The following is a 13237-nucleotide window of genomic DNA, read 5'->3' on the forward strand; positions in this document are numbered from 1 at the left end:
GACCACACACGGGTCAGCGGTGATCACTCGCGCACAGCCTATGAGCCTCCTCGCCCCACAACCCCCTCATTCAGGTCAAGTTACGCCGGGCCTGGATCACGACCGTCCCCCAGAAGGCGTTGACACGGTCGGTGGGCCGGAAGACATAGTCGGTGGTGAAGCCCGACTCGGCGAGGATGCGCAGCCAGCCGGTGACGCTGTACATCCAGCGGACGGTCCACAGGGACCGGGCCGGGCCGGTGCGTACGAGCAGTCGGCGGCGTCCCTCGGGCGTCCCGGCCGAACGGGACAGGCAGGACAGCACCAACCGTCCGCCGGGCTTGAGCCGTTGGGCGACACGGGGCAGCAGCCGGTGCGGATCGGAGAACCAGGCGGCACCGTAGTTGGAGAACACGGCGTCGAGCGGCGGCAGATGGAGCGCGATCGCCACGGCGTCGCCGAGCCACCACTCCAGCGCGTCGATGTCACGGAAGCTGGTGGCGGCGTGGTGAATGCGGACCGGGGAGACGTCTATGCCGATGCCTCGGGCGATGCCGTGCTCGGCGAGACCTGCCAGCTGGGCCCCGTGTCCGCAGCCGAGTTCGGCGACGCACGCACCCGTGAGCGGGCCGAGCAGTTCGGGGCCGGGGCCCGGAGCAGTGCGGAACATCCACTCCATCGCCTTCGGGAGGTCACGGTGAGGCCGCGCGACGAGGTTCCAGGTGGCCGCGTTGAGTTGGGCGTCGTACCAGGTCTGATCGGTGGTGACGGGCAACTCGCAACTCCTCTGGTCTCGGCCCGACGCGCCACCCGCCGTGGGCTCGGCCCGTTGGCCGCCGGGATGTTCACGGAAGAGGAAGGGTCCTCACACCCAGGGCGGCGGCCCCTCCGGGATGAGCTGGTGAACGTCGAAGAGGATCGCGGACCCGACGCCGAGAGCGGGGCCGCCCATCCCGGCCGCCCAGGTCACGAACGGACGCGCCGCGAAGGCCCCCGCTCCCAGCCCCTTGGTGTATTCGGCGTGCGCTTCGAGCGAGGCGATTCCGCGTTCCAGGGGTTCGCCCGTGACGTCGACGCCGTGGGTGGGCTGTTGGGCGCCGGCGAGACACACCATCCGTATTCCGTTCCAGGGTTCCAGCCCCTCGTCGGCCAGTTCCGGGAAGATCCAGCGGTTTCCCGCGTCGCGTGCCGCGTCCAGGGTGGCCAGGCCCACCACCCGGTGGTCCGCCTGGTTCGTGATGCCGCCGACCATACGCACGGTGAACGCGCCCGACACCACGACCTCGGGCCGGTGGCGGCGCAACGCGCGCACGATGTCACGGCGCAGCGCCGGCCCGTATTCGACGACGCCGTCGCGGTGGTCGAGGAACTCGACGGTGTCGACGCCGACTTGCCGGGCACCGGCCCGTTCCTCGGCCTCGCGCAGCGGCGCCGCCCGGTCCGGGTGCATGCCGTCGATGCCGGCCTCTCCCCGGGTCGCCAGCAGGTAGCTGACCTGCTTGCCCTGCGCCGTCCATCGGGCGACGGCGCACGCGGTCCCGTACTCGATGTCGTCCGGGTGCGCCGCCACCGCGAGACATCGCTGCCAGTCCTCCGGCAGCACGGGCAGGCCGGAACCGTCCGCGAAGTCTGCTTCGTCCTGTGTGGGATTCATGCCCCGAATGATGGCGCGGGTACGCCATGAGAGACAGAGGCGCGTGCCTGCCTCGCCGTGCGCCGGTCCCCCTGCCGCTGCCCCGTGAGCCCGGTGTTTCAGATGCTCTTCGTCTCGAACGTCGAAGCTCGAAGACCGCACCCCCTGGCCGGGATGGCGGACATCGTGGTGAAGTTTGTCCACCCGCCCGGAGATCCGGCGCTCGGCTGCCGCCGCTGCCGGTCGACGGCGCATCATCGCCCCGCACACCGCACAGGAGACTTCTCGTGACCGGAACCTCGCACGCCTGGCCCCACGCACCGGTCAAGGTCGGGCTTGTCGGCGCGGGGCCATGGGCGCGCGCCGTGCACGCGCGCGTGCTCGCCGCCGGGCCCGAGACGCAGCTGACGTCCGTGTGGGCACGCCGCCCCGAGGCGGCGCGAGAGACGGCCGCTCCTTACGGCGCCGATGTCGCCGCGACATTCGAGGAACTGCTCGACGGCTGCGAGGCGGTCGCCTTCGCGGTTCCGCCCGCCGTGCAGGCGGAGCTCGCGTCGGTCGCCGCGAAGGCGGGCAAGGCCCTGCTCATGGAGAAGCCGATCGCGCTGGACCTGCCGTCGGCGCAACGCCTCGTGGACGCCGTCGACAGCACCGGTGTCGTCTCCCAGCTCGTCCTGACGAACCGTTACCACCCGGCCACCCGGCAGTTCCTGAAGGCAGCCCAGGGCCTCGACGTCGTAGGCGCACGGTCCTGCTGCCTGACCAGCGCATTCCTGGGCGGTGACTTCGCGACCCCGTGGCGCCTCGAACACGGCGCTCTGCTGGACCTCGGGCCGCACCTTCTCGATCTGCTGGACGCGGCCCTGGGTCCCATCGTCCGTGTGCGCGGTGCCGGAGACCTCCGCCGCTGGATCGAGCTCACCTGTGAGCATGCGAGCGGGGCCATCAGCCAGGCGTCCCTGTCGGGGTCGGTCGACGTCGAGGGCGGCATCACGCGGATCGAGTTGTTCGGCCGGCACCCCGAGCTCGTGTTCGACAGCACCGCCCTCGACCACGAGGAGTCCTGGCCCGTGCTGCGCCGGGAGTTCGCCACCGCCGTACGGACGGGGCAGTCCGGCGAGCTCGATGCGCGCCGTGGGCTGTATCTGCAGACCCTGATGGCCCAGGCGTTGGAGAGCTAGAGCATCGCCCCGGAAGGCGACGCCGTTCAGGCGAAACGGCCGGCAACCGGGAGTGGGCGCCAGGAGGTGTGTCGACAACACAGCTGTGAGTCTGCCGCTGATCGCTCCCATGCTCGCCACACCCGGCACGCTGCCGCCCGCCGGGCAGGACATGCGCTGGGCGTACGAGACGAAGCAGGACGGGCAGCGTGCCGTGGTCTATCTGCCCGGGGACGGAAGCGTGCTGCTGCGGGCCCGGTCGGGCGACGACATCACCGCCGCGTATCCCGAACTCCGTTCGCTGGGCGGCGTTCTCGGCTCGGCGCCCGCGATCCTGGACGGCGAGGTGCTGGTCCTGGACGAGCAGGGGCGGGGTGACTTCCAGCTCCTGCAGTCCCGTATGGGGCTGGCCCGGTCGCCGGGCAAGGCTGCGCGTCGTGCGGCGGAGGCTCCCGCGCATCTCGTCCTGTTCGATGTGATGTACCTGCGGGGCGATCTGACGGGCCTGCGCTACGCGCGCCGCCGGCACGAGTTGGAGGGGCTCGCGCTCGACGGGCCGTTCTGGTCGACACCGGCCGCGCTCGTCGGCCATGGGGAGCTGGCCCTGCGGGCGACTCGGGAGAGCGGCCTGGAGGGGCTGGTCTGCAAGCGGTTGGACTCCGTGTACGAGCCCGGGGTGCGCTCGCGCGCCTGGGTCAAGATCCGCAACGTACGGACCGTGGACGTCATCGTCGGCGGCTGGGTCCCCGGCAGGGGACGCCTGTCGGGGCTGCCCGGCGCCGTTCTCGTGGGACAGCGCGAGGCGGGGCGGCTGCGCTATGTCGGGAGCGTGGGCACTGGCTGGAGCGAGGCCGAGCGATCGGAACTCGCCCGGCTCCTGCGGGCCGCCGAGACCGACCGCTGTCCGTTCGAGACCGTCCCGCGGGTGGCCGCGGCGCACTGGGTCCTGCCGCGGCTGGTCGGCGAGGTCCGGTACAGCACCCGTACCCGGGCCGGACTGCTGCGGCAGCCGTCGTGGCTGCGTCTGCGCCAGGACCTGGCCCCGGAGGACTCCGCGGCCGATCTCCCTTAGGGCACACAGACAGAGTGCACAGACGACATGACCGCCCCGTGGGGCGGTCATGTCGCGCCGTGGCCCTGTTACGTCCTTCCGGGGCCGCCGCTGCCGAAGGATCCGCTGGATCCGGGGACCCAGCGCTTTCGATGCTGGTCGTCGGCGTGCCTGCTCCCCGCGGCGTGGATGTTGTACGGCATCAGCCGCTCGCTCTCGTCCGCGGCGAGCGGTACCTCGTCGGGTTCCCGCATCTCGCGGATTTCATGGACCGCCCCGGTCTCCGGCAGCCTGGGCTGCTCGTCGGGGGTGGGCGGGGCCGACTCCTGGCGCCGTACCTTGATGCCCAGCCGGACGGCCCAGACCAGCGCACCGGCGATGACGAGGCCACCGATAAAGGCGTAGACCGCGTTGACCGTCGAGTTCGCTGCGATCAGTTCATAGCTCGCGGTGTTCATGGTGCTCGCGTACCCCCAATGCCAGGGGAGACTTGCGTGGTGCCGCCGTCAGCGACGGCGTTCCTATTGTATTCCGGTTCATTGCATTCCGGTTTATTCCGGACTGTGCGCCACGGCCCCGAACATCGTGACGGACATGTGCAGCGCACCCTGCGCGGCGGCCTCCGTGAGGTCCGCGTACAGGCGGTCGCGCTGCCCCTCGGTGATCAGTGCACGGCGCACGGCCGACTCGCCCAGCATGCGGATCAGCGGCCAGGCGACCGAGGTGTGGTCCTGGAGCAGGGCCTGCGATCCCCGGTCGTCGATCACCAGACCGGCCGCCGTCAGCCGGCCCACCAGCTTGCGTCCGGAGTACGGGTCGGCGGCCGCGGACAGCGCGCCGGAGGTGAGGGCCGCGACGGTCTCGGGGTCGCCGGGGTGCAGGATCGTGGTCGCCCAGTCGGTGTCGAGCAGGGCGACCCGCCCGCCGGGGCGCAGCACGCGCGCGATCTCGACGACGGCCTTCTCCGGTTCGAGGAGGTGCTGGAGGACCCGTTCGCACCACACCACGTCGACCGAGGAGTCGGGCACCGGCAGGGTGAGCGCGTCGCCGTCCATGAAACGGGCCGGGCTGCCGGCCTCGGCCGCCCGCTGTTCGGCCACCGCGCGCAGCCCGGGGTTCGGTTCGATCCCGAGTACCTCGCCCCCGGGAGTCACGGCGGTCGCCAGGTGCCGGGTCTGCGATCCGGTGCCGGAGCCGATGTCGAGCGCCCGCTCTCCGGGCCGTGCGGCCAGAGCCTCGTGCGCCCACGCCCGCAACCGTCGTACGCCGTCGTTGGCGTCCTGCGCGTCCAGTGCCCCCACCAGCCGTGCGGCGCTCTCGGCGGTGATGTTCTGGGCGTGGAATTCCGAGGTAGGTCGTGTGTCCCCCATGGCGGTCACTCTATGACCGTCGCGGGCTCTTCCGGCGTCAGATCGTGTAACGCCTCAAGGCCGGTGTCACGGCGGCCAGGCCCAGCACGGCGGCGATCACCAGCAGACCGCCGCCGGCCGCCGCCGCGCGTGCCCCGAGGACCGATCCGACCGTGCCGTGCAGGACGTCGGCGAGGCGCGGGCCGCCCACGACGACCACCGTGAACACGCCCTGCATCCGGCCGCGCATCTCGTCGGTGGCGGCCGACAGCAGGATCGCGACGCGGAAGACGCTGGAGACCATGTCGGCGATCCCGGCCGCGGCGAGGAAGGCCACCGCCACCCACAGGCTGGTGCTGAGCCCGAACCCGGTGATGGCCGCGCCCCATGCCGCGACCGCGACGATGACCATCAGGCCGTGTCTGCGGGCGCGGGAGAAGGTGCCCGACATCAGTCCGCCGATCATCGCGCCGATGGGGATCGCCGCGAACAGCAGGCCGAGTGCGAGCCCTTCGCCGTAGGGCGCGTACGTGTGCGTGGCGAGTTGCGGGAACAGGGCGCGGGGCATGCCGAAGACCATGGCGATGATGTCGGCGAGGAAGGACAGCAACAGCACCTTGTGCGCCGAGATGTAGCGGAAGCCGGCGGCGACCTCGCGCCAGCCCGCCCGCCGGGCCGCCCCTTCCGTCAGCGGGGGCAGGGCGGGGAGCCGAACCACCGCCCACACGGTGAAGCAGAGGGCGAGCGCGTCGATCAGATAGAGCTCGGGCAGGCCGACGACGGGGATGAGCACACCGGCGAGCAGTGGCCCCATCACCAGGCCGGTCTGCATGACGGTCGCGCCGAGCGCGTTGGCCGCGGGCAGTTCTTCCGCGGGGACGAGGCGGGCGATGGAGGCGCTGCGGGCCGGGGAGTTGAGGCCGAAGAACGCCTGCTGGAGGGCGAGCAGCGCCATCAGGACGAGCACCGAGTCGAGCCCGGTGACGGCCTGTATCCAGAAGAGCAGCGAGGTGACGGCTATGCCGGTGTTGGTGATGAGGAGCAGCTTGCGCCGGTCCATGCTGTCGGCGATGGCGCCGCCCCACAGCGCGAAGACCACGAGGGGCAGCAGTCCGGCGAGGCTCGCGTAGCCGACCCAGGCCGAGGAGCCGGTGATGTCGTAGATCTGCTTGGGCACGGCGACGGCGGTGAGCTGGCTGCCCACCGTCGTGACGACGGTCGAGGACCACAGCCGGCGGTAGGCGGGGCGGCGCAGCGGCCGGGTGTCCATCGCCCAGCGGCGCCATCCGCTCCGGTTCGCCCGCTCCGGTGCCGGTGTCCGGTCCTGTGCCGCGGGGCCGCTGTCCGTACTGCTCTCGCTCGTGTCCACGCTCGTCCTGGCTGCTCGATACATCTTTCGGTTCAGGGATCACTATGGCCGAGAGGGAGCGGAACGCGTCCACGGGGGACCGGACTTGCGGAGGGCCGCAGGGGGCTGGGACGCCTCAGGCACCGGCGATCAGCGAGGCACCCATGGCGATCATCGTCGTGGCGACCAGGCCGTCCAGCACACGCCAGGACGAGGGCCGTGCCAGGAAGCGGCTGAGCAGCCGGGCGCCGAAGCCGAGCGCGACGAACCAGCACAGGCTGGCCAGGGCCGCGCCCAGGCCGAAGGTCCAGCGCAGCGGGCCGCGGTCGGCCGCGATCGAGCCGAGCAGGAACACGGTGTCGAGGTAGACGTGCGGGTTGAGCCAGGTCAGCGCCAGACAGGTGAGTACGGCGCGACGCCGCGAGCCCGTCGGCACGGTCGCCGCCTGGAGGGCCGAGGGCTTCAGGACCCGCCGTGCCGCGAGGAATCCGTAGACCAGGAGGAAAGCGCCGCCCACCAGCCCGACCACGGTGAGGGCCGCCGGCCAGGCCACCACCACCGCGCCCACCCCGCCGACACCCAGGGCGATGAGCGCCGCGTCGGACAGGGCGCAGATGCCCACCACGGCAAGGATCGCGTCCCGGCGGATGCCCTGGCGCAGCACGAACGCGTTCTGGGCGCCGATGGCGACGATGAGGGAGAGGCCGGTGCCGAATCCGGCGGCCACGGCGGTCAGGGCGGCTGTCATGACATCGACGCTAGAAGGATGATCGTCAGGAGTACAGCTAAAGATTCTTACGTATCATTAGCGACCGTGATGACGGAACTCCCCCTCGACCAGGTGCGCACGCTCCTCGCGGTGGTCGACGAGGGCACCTTCGACGCGGCGGCCGCCGCCCTCCATGTGACGCCGTCGGCGGTCAGCCAGCGCGTCAAGGCGCTCGAACAGCGCACGGGCCGGGTCCTGCTGATGCGGACGAAACCGGTGCGGCCGACCGAGTCGGGCGAAGTCGTGGTGCGCTTCGCGCGCCAGCTGGCCCGGCTGGAGCGCGACGCGCGGGCCGAGCTCGGCCTGACCGGATCCGGGGAGCCGACGCGGCTGTCGATCGCCGTGAACTCCGACTCCCTGGCGACGTGGTTCCTCCCCGCGCTCACCCGTGTCCCGGAGGAGCTGCGGCTCTGCTTCGAGCTGCTCCGCGAGGACCAGGACCATACGGCCACGCTGCTCCGCGAGGGACTGGTGATGGCGGCCGTGACCTCGTCACCGGACGCGGTCACGGGCTGCTCGGTCCGCGCGCTCGGCCGCATGCGTTACCTGCCGGTCGCGAGCCCCGGTTTCGCCGGGCGATGGTTCGGCGGCCCGTCGAAGACGCCGTTGCGGGACGTGATCGGCGACGCGCCCCTGGTCGTGTTCGACCGCAACGACGGCCTCCAGGACGACTTCGTCCGCTCGCTCCGGGGCGGACGCGGCGTCGGCGCGCTGCGGCACTTCATGCCCACGTCGGAGGGGTTCGTGGACGCCGTCGTGGCCGGCATGGGCTGGGGAATGGTGCCCGAAGTGCAGGCCGAACCGCTGCTGCTGGCCGGCCGGTTGGTCAACCTCGCGCCGGACCGGGCGGTCGACGTTCCGCTGTTCTGGCAGCAGTGGAAACTCGACTCCCCCGCGCTCGCCGCCGTCGCCGCGGCTGTGGCGGCCACTGCCGCCGAGACGCTCGCTCCCGGACCGGGTTCCTGAATCACTCGCTTACGAGCGGCTCCCGAACCTCGTACAACCCGGTATCTTCGCGCTGGGCACAAGTGAGCACGGCCGTGGAAAACGGCCGCGCGCCCCCGTGCCCCGGAGGGCTTCGAGGTGCGGTCAGGGGCCTGGGAGGCGCATTCTTGCTGTGGTACCCCCCTGGCGGCGGGCGGACGAGGGCAGACCGATGACTGGGAGCGCCGAGCGCGAGGACCAGGCGCTGGCAAGCCTGGCCACCCTGCTCAGCGGCGCCGTGACGGACGCGATCCGGGCGGCGCGCGGCTTCGCGGGAGGCGTATACCTGCGTTCGAGCACGCCCGGACTGCTCAGGCTGGCCGTGCTCGCGGGGTTGCCCGGCCCGCTGTTCCGCCCTTGGTGGCGCATGCACGTGGACCGCCCGTTCCCCGCCGCCGACGCCCATCGGCTCGGCGTGGAGGTGCTGCTCGCCGACCCCACGGAGACGATGCGCCGCTACCCGCAGCTCGCCGCGGGACTGCCGTTCCCGTTCGGTTCGCTGTATGTCCCTGTCGTGGGCGCCTCGACGCCGTTCGGCGTCCTCACGGTGCTGCGGCCCTCGGCGTCGGACGCCACCGAGGTGCTGCCGGACCGTGACCGGATGACAGCGGTGGCCGAGGAACTGGGTGCCGTTCTGGCGTCGCTGGACAAGAACGGGCAGAGCGTCCTATGGGACGGGGAGCCGCTGTGCACGCGGCCACCGGCCGACGCTCCCTCCTCCCGGTGTGTCGGCGGCTTCACCTGGGATCCCACCGACGACACGGTCATCGCCGACGACGCCCTGTGGGCCCTGCTCGGCACCAGCCGCGAGGGCTTCACCGGAACGCCGGAGGCGCTGGCCCGCGCGGTCACCCGCGACGACCCCCGACTGCTGCTGGCAGCGCTGCGCGACACGGCGGCCGGGAGCCCGCCGCCCCACCCGCTGCCGGTGCGTACCGCGGACGGCGGACTGCGTCTGCTGGAGCTGTGGATCTCGGGTGCCGCGCCCGCCCCGCCGTACCGGGTCAGCGGCGTGGTCGTGGATCCCGGCCCGGGCCCGGCGGCGGACGGAGCGGCGGATCTGCTGCCGGAGGGTGTGTTCGCCTTCGACCGGCTCGGACTGATCACCTACGCCAACCCGCGCGCCGCCGAGCTGCTCGGCCGACCGCTCCCGGAGCTGCTGGGGCGGCCCCTGTGGGACGCGGTGCCCTGGCTGGACCGGCCGGCCTACGAGGATCATCTGCGCGGGGCGCTGCTGTCGCCGGATCCGGTGCACTTCCAGATCAGACGACCGCGCGGAGACGGCCGCGAGGAGACTCCGGGGCGCACCGGAGGCACCTGGCTGACGCTGTCCGTCTACCCCGGCCCCAACAGCTTGACGTGCAAGATCGTGCCGATGGGGCGGGTCGCGGACACCGCGGAGGCCATCCCGTACGACGAGCGGGCGATGACGGCCGTGCCGGTGGGGCCCGATGCCGACGAGCCCATGACCGGTGTCCCGACGACACCGCCGCAGTACCGGCCCATCATCCTCGCCATCGCGCTGACCGAGGCGGTGACGGCACGCCAGGTGTCCGAGGTGGTGATGCGGGAGCTGCTGCCCGCGTTCGGCGGACGCAGGCTCGCCATCTATCTGCTCCAGGACCGGCGCATGTACCTGGCCTGGGAGACCGGCTTCCCGCAGGGATTCCTCGCCCCGTTCGACGGGGTGGACCTGGACGCCAAGCTGCCCGGGGTCGAGGTACTCACCAATGGCCGCCCGCTCTTCTTCGAGTCGATGCAGCAGCTGGCGGCCGCCTATCCGGGTATCGCGCTGGACGCCAAGGAGGGGGCCCGTGCCTTCCTGCCGCTGATCGCCTCGGGGCGGCCGGTCGGCTCCTGCATCCTCGGCTTCGACCGCTCCCGCGACTTCAGCACCGAGGACCGTACGGTGCTGACGGCGCTCGCCGGGCTGATCGCGCAGTCCCTGGAGCGGGCCCGGCGTTACGACGACGAGTCGGCCCTCGCCCGCGGGCTCCAGGAGGCCCTGCTGCCGCACCGGCTGTCGGCTCACCCGCTGGTGAAGACGGCCGGGCGGTATCTGCCCGGCACCGTGGGCATGGACGTGGGCGGCGACTGGTACGACGTCGTGAAGGCGGGCGACGGGCTCGCCCTGGTCATCGGCGACGTACAGGGGCACGGCGTCCAGGCGGCGGCCACGATGGGCCAACTGCGCAGCGCCGTGAGGGCGTTCACGCTCGGCGACCATTCCCCGGACGAGGTGATGAGCGGCACCAACCAGCTGCTCATCGATCTCGATCCGGGTCAGTTCGCCAGTTGCTGCTACGTGAGGGTCGACCCGGTCACGGGAGTCGCCCGAGCCGCCCGGGCCGGGCACCCGCAGCCCCTGCTGCGCCATCCGGACGGCCGCACCGAGGTGCTGGACCTGCCCGGCGGCGTGGTGCTCGGAGTGGACCCGCGGGCCCAGTACCCGGTGACGGAGCTGCTGCTGGAACCCGACGCCGTGCTGGCCCTGTACACGGACGGCCTGGTCGAGCGGCCCGGCACCGACATCGACGAGGGCGTCGAGATCCTCCGCGCTGCCCTGGCCCGCGCGGGCACCCCGCACGGCAGGCCGGGCAGCCCCTCGTTGTCCCGTGCGGCCGACCTGCTCACCGCGGAGGCCCGCCAGGCCACCCAGCGCCCTGACGACATCGCGCTCCTCCTGACCACACGCCGGTCGCCGCGCGGCGGTGGCACCCCCTAGCCACCGGCCACGACGAGGACCGTGCCGTTCCTCTCAGTGAGCGGCGTCCAGCCGGGCCCGCTGATCCGCCGTCAGTTCCAGCTCCACCGCGGCCAAGTTCTCCTCCAGCTGGGCCACGGAGGACGCCCCCGCGAGGGGGATCACCGGCAATTCGGCACCGATCTGCCAGGCCAGCACCACCTGGTTGAGGCTCGCCCCCGTCTCCTTCGCCACGTCCCGCAGCACGGCGAGCCGGGCCGGCGTTCCCGGGTGGTCGTAGTCGGACGGCAGCGGCTTGTCCGGCCGTACGTACGCGCCGGTCAGCAGGGGCGAGTAGGCGACCAGCGTCAGCGCGGGCTCGGCTCGCAGATAGCTGAGCAGTTCCCCCGCCGCCGCGCCGAGATTGCCCTCGGGGAAGAGCTCGCTGGGCACGTCGGCGCGCGGCCGCAGGAGGCTGTGGTGGTACTGCAGGACCTCATAGCCGGGCAGTCCGGCCGCGGCGGCGAGGGCGCGAGCCCGCTCCACCCGCCAGATGGCGTGGTTGCTCACCCCGAGCAGCCCGACACTGCCCTCGGCGACCAGCTCACCGAACGCCTCCACGGTCTCCCGCGGTTCCACGGTTCGGTCCTCTATGTGCGCGTACAGCAGGTCGATCTTCTCCACACCGAGGCGTTCCCGGCTGCGGTCGGCCGCCTCGCGGATCACCTTGGCGGACAGGCCCTCCGGGTTGTCGACGTAACCGGTGCCGGGGGCCAGCGGCCGCGCGCCCAGTTTGGTCGCGATGACGATCTCGTCGCCGATGCCGCGGCTGCGCCGCCAGCGTCCGAGCAGCGTCTCGCTCTGGCCGCCCTGGCTGTCGTCGGTCCAGAAGGCGTAGTTGTCGGAGGTGTCGATGAAGTTCCCGCCGGCCTCGACATAGCGGTCGAGGACGGCGAAGGAGGTCTTCTCGTCCGTCCGTGAGCCGAACAGCATCGCACCGAGTGCGAGCACGCTCACCTCACGGCGGGTCTTCGGGTCGGTGCCGATCGTGCGGTACTTCATGGTGTCCCTCCCGTTCGGGCCCGAAATCCGCGGGCCTGAACAGGAGTCTGGAACTTGAAGTGCTCTTTAAGTCAAGCCTTGTTGTCAAGCCTTCTTGAACGGTCCTTCCAGGGCCGCCCACTGCAACAGCATGATGGTCTTCGCGTCGGCGATCTCCCCGGTGCGGATCATGTCCAGTGCGCCGCGGAAGGGCAGTTCTACGATCTCGATGTCCTCGCCTTCCTCGTCGAGGCCGCCGCCCTCGTGGGTACGGGTGGAGGGGCCGTAGGAGGCGGCGTAGAAACTCACCCGCTCGGTGACCGAGCCCGGGCTCATGTAGACGTCGAAGACGTGGTGGACCTCGCCGACGGTGTGCCCGGTCTCCTCGATGACCTCGCGCCGCACGGCGACTTCGGGATGCTCGTCCTCCTCGTCGAGCAGCCCGCCCGGTGTTTCGATCAGCATGCCGTCGGGGTGCCCGTTGACGTATACGGGGTAGCGGAACTGCCTGGTCAGCAGCACGGTTTCGCGTTCGGCGTCGTACAGGAGGAGGGTGGCGCCGTTGCCCCGGTCGTGCGTCTCGCGCTCCTGGGTGCTCCAGGTGCCGTCGGCGTGCCGGAAGTCGAAGGTGGTGGTGCGCTCCACGTACCAGTGGCAGGACAGGAGTTGCACGTCCCGGATCTTGACGCGGGGGTTGCCGGTCAGGTCGCGGCCGACGCGGTCGAGCCCGGTGCGGCCTCGGCGGTCCGGGGTGTCGATGCCTGCGGTCATCGTGCGCGGGCCGGGCGGGAGCGGGAGAAGTCGTTCATGGCCACTGTCTACCATCTCGAATCGAATACCGAGGTCACAGCGGGGCTTTGCCCGTCTAGGCTCACGGCATGGAACAGACGGAGATCATCCTGCGCGCCATCGGCGTCCTCACCGAGACCAACGCGATGGTGCGCAGGATCGCCCAGGACGAGGACGCCGAGGTCGAGTCGGCCGAGACCCACCTCGGCGCGCTGGTGACGGAGGTGTTCCCCCGCGTCGAGGTGCCCGCCGACGCGGGACCCGCGGAAGCGGGCCAAGCCGTGGCGGACGCCTACCTGCCCGCCGCCATCTCGCTCGTGGGCGCCTTCGCCTTCCTCTTCTCCGAACTCGCCGACATCCACGACTCCGGACGGACCGACATCAAGACGGCCGATCTGCTCCGGGACCTCGCCCTGCGGATGTCCAGGGCGGAGAACACCTAGGGATCAGC

13 protein-coding genes are annotated in these 13237 nt (G+C 71.6%); 5 read left to right on the forward strand and 8 right to left on the reverse strand.

Annotated features, from left to right (window positions below):
* Nucleotides 1-70 precede the first annotated feature (70 nt).
* The gene (locus OG975_RS03130) at nt 71-754 is read right to left on the reverse strand and encodes a class I SAM-dependent methyltransferase (protein WP_406327210.1); all 684 of its coding nucleotides are present in this window, start codon (nt 752-754) and stop codon (nt 71-73) included.
* 90 nt (nt 755-844) lie between these two features.
* Nucleotides 845-1633, reverse strand: coding sequence for a PIG-L deacetylase family protein (locus tag OG975_RS03135; RefSeq protein ID WP_406327212.1), 789 nt, complete (start codon nt 1631-1633; stop codon nt 845-847).
* A 266-nt stretch (nt 1634-1899) separates the two neighbouring features.
* On the opposite strand from OG975_RS03135, the gene OG975_RS03140 reads away from it, so the two are divergent.
* Nucleotides 1900-2793 carry a Gfo/Idh/MocA family protein gene (locus OG975_RS03140; protein WP_406327214.1) on the forward strand — a complete coding sequence of 298 codons (894 nt, stop codon included), beginning with the start codon at nt 1900-1902 and terminating at the stop codon, nt 2791-2793.
* An 85-nt stretch (nt 2794-2878) separates the two neighbouring features.
* Nucleotides 2879-3844, forward strand: coding sequence for an ATP-dependent DNA ligase (locus tag OG975_RS03145; protein WP_406327216.1), 966 nt, complete (start codon nt 2879-2881; stop codon nt 3842-3844).
* A 68-nt stretch (nt 3845-3912) separates the two neighbouring features.
* Here the strand turns inward: OG975_RS03145 and OG975_RS03150 are convergent, their stop codons facing one another.
* The 4 genes from OG975_RS03150 to OG975_RS03165 all read right to left on the reverse strand — a co-directional run bounded on the left by OG975_RS03150 (nt 3913) and on the right by OG975_RS03165 (nt 7268).
* Complete coding sequence (locus OG975_RS03150; protein ID WP_406327217.1) at nt 3913-4281, reverse strand: DUF6479 family protein; 369 nt, start codon at nt 4279-4281, stop codon at nt 3913-3915.
* Between the two features lie 93 nt (nt 4282-4374).
* Entirely contained in the window at nt 4375-5193 is an 819-nt protein-coding gene (locus OG975_RS03155) for a methyltransferase domain-containing protein (RefSeq protein WP_406327219.1), read from the reverse strand.
* Between the two features lie 37 nt (nt 5194-5230).
* Nucleotides 5231-6565, reverse strand: a complete 1335-nt coding sequence (locus tag OG975_RS03160; RefSeq protein ID WP_406327220.1) for an MFS transporter — start codon at nt 6563-6565, stop codon at nt 5231-5233.
* A gap of 91 nt (nt 6566-6656) precedes the next feature.
* Complete coding sequence (locus OG975_RS03165) at nt 6657-7268, reverse strand: LysE/ArgO family amino acid transporter (RefSeq protein ID WP_406327221.1); 612 nt, start codon at nt 7266-7268, stop codon at nt 6657-6659.
* Between the two features lie 66 nt (nt 7269-7334).
* Here OG975_RS03165 and OG975_RS03170 point away from each other — a divergent pair, with 66 nt between their 5' ends.
* Nucleotides 7335-8255, forward strand: coding sequence for a LysR family transcriptional regulator ArgP (locus tag OG975_RS03170; RefSeq protein ID WP_406327222.1), 921 nt, complete (start codon nt 7335-7337; stop codon nt 8253-8255).
* A gap of 190 nt (nt 8256-8445) precedes the next feature.
* The gene (locus tag OG975_RS03175; protein WP_406327224.1) at nt 8446-10998 is read left to right on the forward strand and encodes a SpoIIE family protein phosphatase; all 2553 of its coding nucleotides are present in this window, start codon (nt 8446-8448) and stop codon (nt 10996-10998) included.
* 33 nt (nt 10999-11031) lie between these two features.
* Here OG975_RS03175 and OG975_RS03180 read toward each other — a convergent pair whose 3' ends face one another.
* Both OG975_RS03180 and OG975_RS03185 read right to left on the reverse strand, forming a co-directional pair.
* Entirely contained in the window at nt 11032-12018 is a 987-nt protein-coding gene (locus tag OG975_RS03180) for an aldo/keto reductase (protein ID WP_406327225.1), read from the reverse strand.
* A gap of 84 nt (nt 12019-12102) precedes the next feature.
* Nucleotides 12103-12768, reverse strand: a complete 666-nt coding sequence (locus OG975_RS03185; RefSeq protein WP_406327226.1) for an NUDIX domain-containing protein — start codon at nt 12766-12768, stop codon at nt 12103-12105.
* Nucleotides 12769-12875: 107 nt separating this feature from the next.
* On the opposite strand from OG975_RS03185, the gene OG975_RS03190 reads away from it, so the two are divergent.
* Entirely contained in the window at nt 12876-13229 is a 354-nt protein-coding gene (locus OG975_RS03190; RefSeq protein ID WP_330302229.1) for a hypothetical protein, read from the forward strand.
* The last annotated feature ends 8 nt before the right edge of the window (nt 13230-13237 follow it).

It is taken from the genome of Streptomyces sp. NBC_00203, from assembly GCF_045206325.1.
Classification (GTDB): Bacteria; Actinomycetota; Actinomycetes; order Streptomycetales; family Streptomycetaceae; genus Streptomyces; species Streptomyces lutosisoli.

Bases quoted from the DNA above. Each gene is read 5' to 3' on its own strand.
- OG975_RS03135 (WP_406327212.1), bottom strand. From the start codon at position 1,633: ATGAATCCCACACAGGACGAAGCAGACTTCGCGGACGGTTCCGGCCTG.
- OG975_RS03150 (WP_406327217.1), bottom strand. From the start codon at position 4,281: ATGAACACCGCGAGCTATGAACTGATCGCAGCGAACTCGACGGTCAAC.
- OG975_RS03155 (WP_406327219.1), bottom strand. From the start codon at position 5,193: ATGGGGGACACACGACCTACCTCGGAATTCCACGCCCAGAACATCACC.
- OG975_RS03160 (WP_406327220.1), bottom strand. From the start codon at position 6,565: ATGTATCGAGCAGCCAGGACGAGCGTGGACACGAGCGAGAGCAGTACG.
- OG975_RS03165 (WP_406327221.1), bottom strand. From the start codon at position 7,268: ATGACAGCCGCCCTGACCGCCGTGGCCGCCGGATTCGGCACCGGCCTC.
- OG975_RS03175 (WP_406327224.1), top strand. From the start codon at position 8,446: ATGACTGGGAGCGCCGAGCGCGAGGACCAGGCGCTGGCAAGCCTGGCC.
- OG975_RS03180 (WP_406327225.1), bottom strand. From the start codon at position 12,018: ATGAAGTACCGCACGATCGGCACCGACCCGAAGACCCGCCGTGAGGTG.
- OG975_RS03185 (WP_406327226.1), bottom strand. From the start codon at position 12,768: ATGACCGCAGGCATCGACACCCCGGACCGCCGAGGCCGCACCGGGCTC.
- OG975_RS03190 (WP_330302229.1), top strand. From the start codon at position 12,876: ATGGAACAGACGGAGATCATCCTGCGCGCCATCGGCGTCCTCACCGAG.